The following is an 8,922-nucleotide window of genomic DNA, read 5'->3' on the forward strand; positions in this document are numbered from 1 at the left end:
GAGATCGTAAACACGTTCTGAGAGCGCCGCCAAAGCCCGCGTGCTGCGGGCGATGGCTGAATTGGCGACAATTCAGCTCCATGAACAGCGCCATTGACACCACGGGCATTCCCGCGCGAGCCACACGCTCGTCGCGCGCGCACGCGGGACTGAAGAACCTGCACCAGCTCATCCAGTTGCGCTGGATTGCCGTGGTCGGCCAGATCTTCACCATCGAGGTCGCGCACTACACGCTCCATCTCGACCTGGCGGTGCGGGAGATGCTGATGGTCGTTGGCTGCCTCGCCATCTTCAACGTGGTGAGCCTGCTGCGCTGGCGAACCGGACGCGGAGTGCGCAATGTCGAGCTGTTCCTGGCGCTGCTGGTGGACGTGGCCGTGCTCACCGTGCAGCTTTACCTGAGCGGCGGCACCGGCAATCCATTCGTGTTTCTCTACCTGCTGCAGATCGCGGTGGGCGCGATGCTGCTGCGCGGCGGGTACATCTGGACGATCGTGCTCATCACCACGCTGTGCTTTTTCATCCTCTCGAACCACCATCTGAGCCTGCCGCTCGCGCACGATCCAATCCGCGGACTGGCCAGCCCCTACGTCATCGGGCTGCTGGTGTGCTTCGTGCTCAACGCCATCCTGATCGTGGTATTCATCACGCGCATCGCGCGCAACCTGCATCAGCGCGACGCGCGGCTGGCCGCCGCGCGCCAGCGGGCCATAGAGGAAGAGCACGTGGTGCGCATGGGCCTGCTGGCGTCCGGCGCGGCACATGAGCTGGGCACGCCGCTGTCCACCATGGCCGTGATCCTGGGCGACTGGAAGCGCGAGCCCTCGCTCGCCAGGGATGCGGTGCTGCAGGAGGAGATCGCCGAGATGCAGGTGCAGGTGCAGCGCTGCAAGACCATCGTGAGCGGCATTCTCCTGTCCGCGGGCGAGGCGCGCGGCGAGGCATCGGCGGAGACGACGGTCTGCGAGTTTCTCGACACGCTGGCCAGGGAGTGGCACCGCACGCGCTATGTCCGCACTTTCATCTACGAAAACCATTTCGGCGAAGATGGTCCCATGGTCTCCGATGCCACATTGCAGCAGATGGTTTTCAATGTGCTGGACAATGCAAGGGACGCTTCGCCCCACTGGGTGGCGCTGGCCGCCGAGCGCACGCAGGCCGCGCTGCTCATCACCGTATCCGATGACGGGCCTGGCTTCTCCGACGACATCCTCGCCCAGTTCGGCAAGCCCTACCAATCCAGCAAGGGCCGGCCGGGCGGCGGGCTGGGCCTGTTCCTCGCCATGAATGTGGCGCGGACGCTGGGCGGCAGCGTGCAGGCGCGAAACCGCGCCGAAGGCGGCGCGGTGGTCAGCATTTCGCTGCCGCTTGCCGCCATCAGCCTGCCCGCGATAGATGACGAGACAGCAGAAGAAGACGAGCAACATGGAAAATCCTGAGGTTCAGAATGCCTGCCCCGCCGCAGATCCCTGCGACGATGAGCGCCTGCTGCTCGTCGTCGAGGACGACGAGGCTTTCGGCCGCACGCTCGCCCGCTCGTTCGAGCGGCGCGGCTACCGCGTGCTGCAGGCCGACAGCCTGGAGCAGATGGAGGCGCTGCTGCAATCGCACACTCCGGGCTACGCGGTCGTCGACCTGAAGCTCAAGGGAGAGGCCACCGGCCTGGCCTGCGTGCGCAAGCTCCATGCGCACGACGAAGACATGCTGATCGTGGTGCTCACCGGCTACGCCAGCATCACCACGGCGGTGGAGGCGGTCAAGCTCGGCGCCTGCCACTATCTCGCCAAGCCGTCGAACACCGACGATATCGAGGCCGCCTTCGGGCTCTCCGAGGGCAATGAGGACATCGAGCTGTCCAACCGTTCCAGCTCCATCAAGACACTGGAGTGGGAGCGCATTCACGAAGTGCTGGCCGAAACCGGCTTCAACATCTCCGAAGCCGCGCGCCGCCTGGGCATGCATCGCAGAACGCTGACACGCAAGCTCGAAAAGCGCAGGGTTTGAGACGTTTTTCTGCCGTACCGATTCTCCCTGTCCAGCACATAAGACGTACTTTTTGATCTGGATTCAAGTCCTCACCCAATTCCAGAAAGATCGTTTTTCGTGGGCGTCACACACTACATCTAGTGTCTATGATGCAATCCGAACGCTACCTATAGCGCCAGGAGAGCACCATGCAAGAGAAACCTCATCACCCGGCATTCGTCATCAAGCGCCAGGGCGCGGTGACCGAATTCATCCCCGCCAAGATCGCCAGGGCTCTGGCGCAGGCAGGAGCGGCGAGCGCGGAATTCAATGAGGACGTGGCGGCCACGCTCACCCGCGACGGCGTGCTTCCCAGGCTGGCCCGACTCGAAAGCGCCACTCCGCATATCGAGCAGATCCAGGACGCCGTGGAGTCCACGCTGTTCGATGCCGGGTACCGCGCGACGCTGCGCGCCTACATCGTCTACCGCGAGCAGCACCGCAATCTGCGCGACGCGCGCAAGAGCCTGGTGGACGTGCAGGCCTCGATGGATGAGTACCTGCAGCAGACCGACTGGCGCGTCAATGCCAACGCGAACCAGGGCTACTCGCTGGGAGGGCTGATTCTCAACGTATCGGGCAAGGTGGTGGCCAACTACTGGCTCAATCATGTCTATCCGCCCGAGGTGGGACAGGCCCACCGCGATGCCGATCTGCACATCCATGATCTCGACATGCTCAGCGGCTATTGCGCGGGCTGGTCGCTGCGCACGCTGCTGCACGAGGGGCTCAACGGCGTACCCGGCAAGGTGGAGGCCGGGCCGCCCAGGCACCTTGGAAGCGCCGTCGGGCAGATCGTCAACTTTCTGGGCACCATGCAGAACGAATGGGCCGGAGCGCAGGCCTTCAGTTCCTTCGACACTTATCTCGCGCCCTATGTGCGCAAGGACCGGCTGGGCTATGCGGAAGTCCGCCAATGCCTGCAGGAGCTGATCTACAACCTCAACGTGCCTTCGCGCTGGGGCACGCAGACGCCGTTCACCAACCTCACATTCGACTGGGTCTGCCCCGAGGACCTGCGCGAACAGGTGCCGGTGATCGCCGGCGAGGAAATGCCTTTCCAGTATGGCGACCTGCAGGAGGAAATGGACGTCATCAACCGCGCCTACATCGACGTGATGACGAGCGGCGACGCCATGGGCCGCGTGTTCACCTTTCCAATCCCCACCTACAACATCACGCAGGATTTCGACTGGGACAGCCCCAACGCGCTCGCGCTCTTCGAGATGACGGCGCGCTACGGCCTGCCGTATTTCCAGAACTTCATCAATTCGGAGCTCAAGCCCAACCAGATCCGCTCGATGTGCTGCCGCCTGCAGCTCGATCTGCGCGAGTTGCTCAAGCGGGGCAACGGTCTGTTCGGCTCGGCCGAGCAGACGGGCTCGCTTGGCGTGGTGACCATCAACTGCGCGCGCCTGGGCCATGTGCACGCAGGCGATGAAAAAGCGCTTTTCGCGCGCCTTGACACCCTCATGGAGCTGGGCAGGCAAAGCCTCGAGATCAAGCGCAAGGTGATCCAGCGCCTCATGGACCAGGGGCTGTTCCCCTACACCAAGCGCTATCTCGGCACGCTGCGCAATCACTTCTCGACGCTGGGCGTGAACGGCATCAACGAGATGATCCGCAACTTCACGCACGACGAGCACGACATCACCTCGCCCTGGGGCCATGCGTTCGCGGTGCGCCTGCTCGACCACGTGCGCGAGCGCATGGTGGCGTTCCAGGAAGAGTCCGGCAACATGTACAACCTGGAGGCCACCCCCGCCGAAGGCACGACGTACCGCTTCGCCAAGGAAGACCGCAAGCGCTTTCCCTCCATCCTGCAGGCAGGCACCGCGCAGAACCCGTACTACACCAACTCGTCCCAGTTGCCGGTCGGCCATACGGAAGATCCGTTCGAGGCGCTCGAATGCCAGGACGAACTGCAGCGCAAATACACCGGCGGCACCGTGCTGCACCTCTACATGAGCGAGAGGCTGTCCAGCGCCGAGGCCTGCCGCGACCTGGTGCGGCGCTCGCTCACGCGGTTCCGGCTGCCCTACATCACCGTCACACCCACTTTCTCGATCTGCCCGACGCACGGCTATCTCGCTGGACATCACGAGTTCTGCCCCAGGTGCGATGCAGAAATACTCGCGCGCAAGCAGCGCGAGCTGGCCTGATGTCCGTTTCACTCTTCAAAGGAAATCACACATGAGCACAAGCATTTCAACCACCACGGCCGCGCAGCAGCGCACCCGGATCACGCTGCGCGACGACGAGCGCCAGCGCTGCGAGGTCTGGACGCGCGTCATGGGCTATCACCGCCCTGTCGCATCGTTCAATACCGGCAAGCAAGGCGAGTTCGCCGAGCGGCTGCATTTCAGCGAGTCATGCTGCCCGGCATCGCACTGACGCCCGTCGCGGCCGGCAGGCCCGCAGCTCGCGCTCCCCGCGAGCTGCGCATCGGCGGCATCACGCCGTTCACCAGCATCGACTTTCCCGGAAAGCTCAGCGCCGTGCTGTATGTGCAGGGCTGTCCGTGGCGCTGCGGCTATTGCCACAACCCGCATCTGCAGCAGCGCGGCACACCCGTTCACATGCACTGGGACGACACACTGCAATGGCTTCGCAAGCGGGTGGGACTGATCGACGCCGTGGTCTTCAGCGGCGGCGAGCCCACGACGGACCCGATGCTGGAGCCCGCCATGCGGGACGTGCGCGGCCTCGGCCTGGCCGTCGGGCTGCACAGCGCGGGCACGCATCCACGGCACTTCGGGCAGGTGCTGCCGCTGGCGGACTGGGTGGGGCTGGACGTCAAGGCGCCGCTTTGCGACCCCGATGCCTATGCCCGGCTCACCGGCATCGCGGGCAGCGCCGAAAGCACGGCCGCCTGCCTGCGCTCGTTGATCGCCTCGGGCGTCGCCTACGAAACCAGGACCACGGCGCATGCCCATTGGCTGGACGATGGCGCGCTGCTGCGGCTCGCCCAGGACCTGCGGGCGCGGGGCGTCACCCACCACGTCCTGCAGATCGCTAGATCGACGGACACCTGCCAGGCTCCGGCCATGCCCGACTATCCGGCAGCCGCGACCCTGGATGCCCTGCAGGCCCTGTTCCCGTCATTCACCGTGCGCCGTGAATGATGCGCATGGCGCCGACATGCTCAGCGCATGATCATCGACACCCCCAGCAGCGCCAGGCTCACCATCAGGCATCGCCTGAACCACAGCGCGGAAAGCCGTGAGCGCAGCCAGGCGCCAGCCCGCATTCCGGCCAGCGCCGGAAGCAAAAGCACGGCCGACCAGCCCACATCGCCAGCCGTGAAACTGCCGTTCCATGCCAGCCCGGCCGCCAGCGCCGCGGTGGAAACGGTAAAACACAGCCCCATCGTCTGAATCAGCTCGTCGCGGTGCATGTCCAGCGCCTGCAGGTACGGCACCGCCGGAACGACGAACACGCCCGTTCCCGCCGTGACGCCGCCCGTGACAGCCCCCACGACGGGCCCCATCCAGCGCTCGCGCTCCGGCGGCACATGCCAGCGGGCTCCCAGCAACGCCCAGCCCGCGTAGGCCACCAGCGCCACTCCAAGCGCCACATGGGCCCACGCGCCCGCGGGTGCCCCGATCAGCCATGCGCCAGCGGCGGTGCCCACGACGATGCCCGCCTGCATGGGCCACATGCGAGCCACCGACAGGCCGAGCGCCCGCCAAGGCCGCATCTGCCAGATGTTGGTGACGAGCGAGGGAATGATCAGCAGGGCAGCCGCTTCCGCAGGCGGCAGGCGCAACGCGAGCAGGCCCATGGCGACGGTCGGCAGGCCAAGGCCCACCACCCCCTTGACCATGCCCGCCAGCGCGAACACGCCCATCGCCATCCAGAGCCATGCCGGCAGTACAGAAAAATTGTTCAACACATTCATCCGGGCGATTGTGCGTTGGCCGGCCCGAACGTCCAATGCGGAATTTCCGAAGCGAACGCGGCCGGTTCCGAAGGCTGGCCGCGTCTGCCCGGACGCAAAAAACCTGATGCAATGATCCTGCGCCGCAGTTCTGGGAAAATAGCGGGATATGACTCTCAAAGCCCCCGAACTGCTGCTGCCCGCAGGCTCCCTCGACAAGATGCGCGCCGCCTACGACTTCGGCGCCGACGCGATCTATGCCGGCCAGCCGCGCTACAGCCTGCGTGCGCGCAACAACGAATTCCGCCTCGAGCAGATCGCCCAGGGCATCCAGGAAGCACATGTCCGGGGCAAGAAATTCTTCGTCACGAGCAACCTGATCGCGCACAACGACAAGGTGCGCACCTACATCCGCGACATCACCCCCGTGATGGAGCTGAAGCCCGATGCGTTCATCATGGCCGATCCGGGCCTGATGATGATGGTGAAGGAAAAGTGGCCCGAAGCCGAGATCCATCTGTCCGTGCAGGCCAACACCACCAACTACGCCACGGTGAAGTTCTGGCAGAAGGCGGGCGTCTCGCGCATCATCCTTTCGCGCGAACTGAGCCTCGACGAGATCGAGAAGATCCGCCAGGAATGCCCCGACATGGAGATCGAGGTATTCGTGCACGGCGCGCTGTGCATCGCCTACTCGGGCCGCTGCCTGCTCTCGGGCTACTTCAACCGCCGCGATCCGAACCAGGGCACCTGCACCAACGCCTGCCGCTGGGAGTACAAGACGCACGACGCGGCAGTCGACTCCAACACCGGAGAAGCGCTCGCGCAGACCATGGAAAACGGTTTCAATTTCGAGAAGGCGCGCGAGGAAGCCGACTCGATGTTCACCTCCACCTGCGGCGACGGACAGCGCCACCCCAAGGCCGAGCAGGTCTACCTGATCGAGGAAATGGGCCGCCCCGGCGAGCACATGCCGATCATGGAGGACGAGCATGGCACCTACATCATGAACTCCAAGGACCTGCGCGCCGTGGAACACGTCGAGCGCCTGGTGAAGATCGGCGTGGACTCGCTCAAGATCGAAGGCCGCACCAAGAGCCTGTACTACGTGGCGCGCACCGCGCAGGTCTATCGCCGCGCGATCGATGACGCCGTGGCCGGCCGGCCGTTCAACCCCGGGCTGATCACCGAGCTCGAAGGCCTTGCCAATCGCGGCTACACGGGCGGACTGCTGGAGCGCCGCCCCTCGCAGGATTATCAGAACTACGAGACCGGCCACAGCGTGCTGCAGCGCAGCCACTTCGTGGGCGAAGTGCGCGGCTATGAGAACGGCCTGGCCGAGATCGAGACCAAGAACCGCTTCCAGGTCGGAGACACGCTGGAGATCATTCACCCGCAGGGCAACCGCCAGGTCAAGCTCGAGCGGATGTTCAACCTCGAAGGCGAGCCCGTGCAGGTCGCCGCGGGCAATCCCGTGCGCGTGCGCATTCCGCTCGAAGGCCCGGTCGAAGGCGCGCTGATTTCACGCCTGCTGGCTGCCTGATTCCACTTTTCCATTGATTCGCCAAAGGCCCTGCCATCCAGGGCCTTTGTCCTTTGTTTTGCTGCCATGACCTACGAACTCCCCGCCAACGCCGATCCCGACAACAAACTGGTCAGTCCCACCGCGGACGACATCGTGGTTCTGCCCGAACTCAAGGCCTACATCGATCCGCTCACCGCCGATGAATACGAGTCCCTCGAGCGCAGCCTGCTCGAAGAAGGCTGCCGCGACTCCCTGGTACTGTGGGGCAACATCCTGATCGACGGACACAACCGCTTCGGCATCTGCCAAAAGCATGGCCTGCCTTTCCAGACGGTGCAGAACACGCGCTTCAAGAGCATGGAAGACGTGCACCTGTGGATGATCGACCAGCACCTGGGCCGCCGCAGCGTCAGCGAATTCCAGCGCGGCGTGCTGGCGCTGCGCAAGCGCGAAATCATCGCCGACCGGCGCGCGGCCGCGGCCGCAGCGGTGATCGCGGCCAGGGCCGAAGCCAAGGAAGCCAACGGCGGCGAGCAGGCCCCCTGGGAAGGCGACACCGACCCGGTGGTCGAAAAGGCGCTCGCCAAGGTCGCCAAGGTCCCCGACGCCGCCCTGGACACCCGCGAAGCCCTCGCCCGCGCAGCACGCCTGACGGCCAGCCAGGTGAAGATGATCGAGGCCATCCAGGAAAACGCAGCGCCCGAAGTGGTCGCCGCGGTGAAGACCGGCGAGCTGTCCCTCAATGCTGCCGCCGTGGTGTCCTCTCTTTCTCGGGAGGAACAGGCCGCCGCCGCCCAAGGCGGCGCGCAGGAACTCAAGGCGGCCGCCAAGCGCGTGCGCGACTCCAGAAAAAAACCCAAGGCCGAAGCCCCCGCCGCCGCGCAGCAGGAAGATGGCGGCAGCATCCCCGCAAAATCAGCGGAGGAACTGACCCTGCGCGTGGCGGAACTCGAAGCCGAAAACGAGCGCCTGCGCCAGCAGGTCAAGGCCTTGCAAGACCTGTTGGCCGAGCAGGCGTGATGCCCCATCGGGCACGGTGCGCCTTCATCGTTGCAAGCGCTGAAATATTTTTAAAATACTGTACAAAACGACAGTAAAACCAGATACTGATAACTGTTCATTCATACAGTAATTAGTATCATGGAAGTAGCCAACATCATTGAGGTCACCCTGCAAGATTGCGATGGAATCGAACCGGCCTTGAAGGAGCGCGCGCAAGCCCGCTTCCTTCGGGAGATCGAGCGGTTCTTTCCCGATGAACAAAGCATGATCGACGCCTGGCGCTCATACACGGACGCCGCCGAGGGAAGCGAGATCACGGGGGAGCAGGAGCAGCTTGCCCGCTCCTGGCTGAAGGCATTCGACAAGGCGCGGCAGGCGGGCTTCCAGGGCATTGCGGTGGAAGAGGCTTATTTCGACGTGCGGATCGCCTGACGCGCACCCAAAGAGAGTCAGCACGGGCAGCAGACAAGCCTCCCCACGCTTCCCCGCT

General features: G+C 64.6%; 9 protein-coding genes. 8 read left to right on the forward strand and 1 reads right to left on the reverse strand.

Features of this window, described 5'->3' with window-relative positions; genetic code table 11:
• Window positions 1-80 precede the first annotated feature (80 nt).
• The 5 genes from ABWP92_RS14800 to ABWP92_RS14820 all read left to right on the forward strand — a co-directional run bounded on the left by ABWP92_RS14800 (window position 81) and on the right by ABWP92_RS14820 (window position 5,150).
• The gene (locus ABWP92_RS14800; protein ID WP_353236162.1) at window positions 81-1,439 is read left to right on the forward strand and encodes an ATP-binding protein; all 1,359 of its coding nucleotides are present in this window, start codon (window positions 81-83) and stop codon (window positions 1,437-1,439) included.
• Window positions 1,426-2,004 (forward strand): response regulator transcription factor, encoded by a 579-nt coding sequence (locus ABWP92_RS14805; protein WP_353236163.1) that lies wholly within the window; start codon window positions 1,426-1,428, stop codon window positions 2,002-2,004. The genes ABWP92_RS14800 and ABWP92_RS14805 overlap by 14 nt, the downstream gene beginning before the upstream one ends.
• 170 nt (window positions 2,005-2,174) lie before the next feature.
• The gene (locus ABWP92_RS14810) at window positions 2,175-4,187 is read left to right on the forward strand and encodes a ribonucleoside triphosphate reductase (RefSeq protein WP_353236164.1); all 2,013 of its coding nucleotides are present in this window, start codon (window positions 2,175-2,177) and stop codon (window positions 4,185-4,187) included.
• A gap of 31 nt (window positions 4,188-4,218) precedes the next feature.
• A complete protein-coding gene (gene nrdD / locus ABWP92_RS14815; RefSeq protein ID WP_353236165.1) occupies window positions 4,219-4,419 on the forward strand; it encodes an anaerobic ribonucleoside-triphosphate reductase in 201 nt (66 codons plus the stop codon).
• Between the two features lie 50 nt (window positions 4,420-4,469).
• On the forward strand, window positions 4,470-5,150 hold the full coding sequence (locus ABWP92_RS14820; RefSeq protein WP_353236170.1) for an anaerobic ribonucleoside-triphosphate reductase activating protein: 681 nt from the start codon (window positions 4,470-4,472) through the stop codon (window positions 5,148-5,150).
• 20 nt (window positions 5,151-5,170) lie between these two features.
• On the opposite strand, the gene ABWP92_RS14825 is transcribed toward ABWP92_RS14820, so the two are convergent.
• Window positions 5,171-5,926: a sulfite exporter TauE/SafE family protein gene (locus ABWP92_RS14825; protein ID WP_353236166.1), complete on the reverse strand. Its 756-nt coding sequence runs from the start codon at window positions 5,924-5,926 to the stop codon at window positions 5,171-5,173.
• A 148-nt stretch (window positions 5,927-6,074) separates the two neighbouring features.
• Here ABWP92_RS14825 and trhP point away from each other — a divergent pair, with 148 nt between their 5' ends.
• The 3 genes from trhP to ABWP92_RS14840 all read left to right on the forward strand — a co-directional run bounded on the left by trhP (window position 6,075) and on the right by ABWP92_RS14840 (window position 8,864).
• Entirely contained in the window at window positions 6,075-7,448 is a 1,374-nt protein-coding gene (gene trhP / locus ABWP92_RS14830; RefSeq protein WP_353236167.1) for a prephenate-dependent tRNA uridine(34) hydroxylase TrhP, read from the forward strand.
• Between the two features lie 66 nt (window positions 7,449-7,514).
• Complete coding sequence (locus ABWP92_RS14835; protein ID WP_353236168.1) at window positions 7,515-8,450, forward strand: ParB N-terminal domain-containing protein; 936 nt, start codon at window positions 7,515-7,517, stop codon at window positions 8,448-8,450.
• A 120-nt stretch (window positions 8,451-8,570) separates the two neighbouring features.
• On the forward strand, window positions 8,571-8,864 hold the full coding sequence (locus ABWP92_RS14840; protein WP_353236169.1) for a hypothetical protein: 294 nt from the start codon (window positions 8,571-8,573) through the stop codon (window positions 8,862-8,864).
• Window positions 8,865-8,922 lie beyond the last annotated feature (58 nt).

This window comes from Diaphorobacter ruginosibacter (genome assembly GCF_040396215.1).
Lineage (GTDB): Bacteria > Pseudomonadota > Gammaproteobacteria > Burkholderiales > Burkholderiaceae_C > Diaphorobacter_A > Diaphorobacter_A ruginosibacter_A.

What these genes read in the sequence shown, in the direction of transcription:
- ABWP92_RS14800 (WP_353236162.1), top strand. Translation starts at nt 81, where the DNA reads ATGAACAGCGCCATTGACACCACGGGCATTCCCGCGCGAGCCACACGC.
- ABWP92_RS14835 (WP_353236168.1), top strand. Translation starts at nt 7,515, where the DNA reads ATGACCTACGAACTCCCCGCCAACGCCGATCCCGACAACAAACTGGTC.
- trhP (WP_353236167.1), top strand. Translation starts at nt 6,075, where the DNA reads ATGACTCTCAAAGCCCCCGAACTGCTGCTGCCCGCAGGCTCCCTCGAC.
- ABWP92_RS14840 (WP_353236169.1), top strand. Translation starts at nt 8,571, where the DNA reads ATGGAAGTAGCCAACATCATTGAGGTCACCCTGCAAGATTGCGATGGA.
- ABWP92_RS14825 (WP_353236166.1), bottom strand. Translation starts at nt 5,926, where the DNA reads ATGAATGTGTTGAACAATTTTTCTGTACTGCCGGCATGGCTCTGGATG.
- ABWP92_RS14810 (WP_353236164.1), top strand. Translation starts at nt 2,175, where the DNA reads ATGCAAGAGAAACCTCATCACCCGGCATTCGTCATCAAGCGCCAGGGC.
- ABWP92_RS14805 (WP_353236163.1), top strand. Translation starts at nt 1,426, where the DNA reads ATGGAAAATCCTGAGGTTCAGAATGCCTGCCCCGCCGCAGATCCCTGC.
- nrdD (WP_353236165.1), top strand. Translation starts at nt 4,219, where the DNA reads ATGAGCACAAGCATTTCAACCACCACGGCCGCGCAGCAGCGCACCCGG.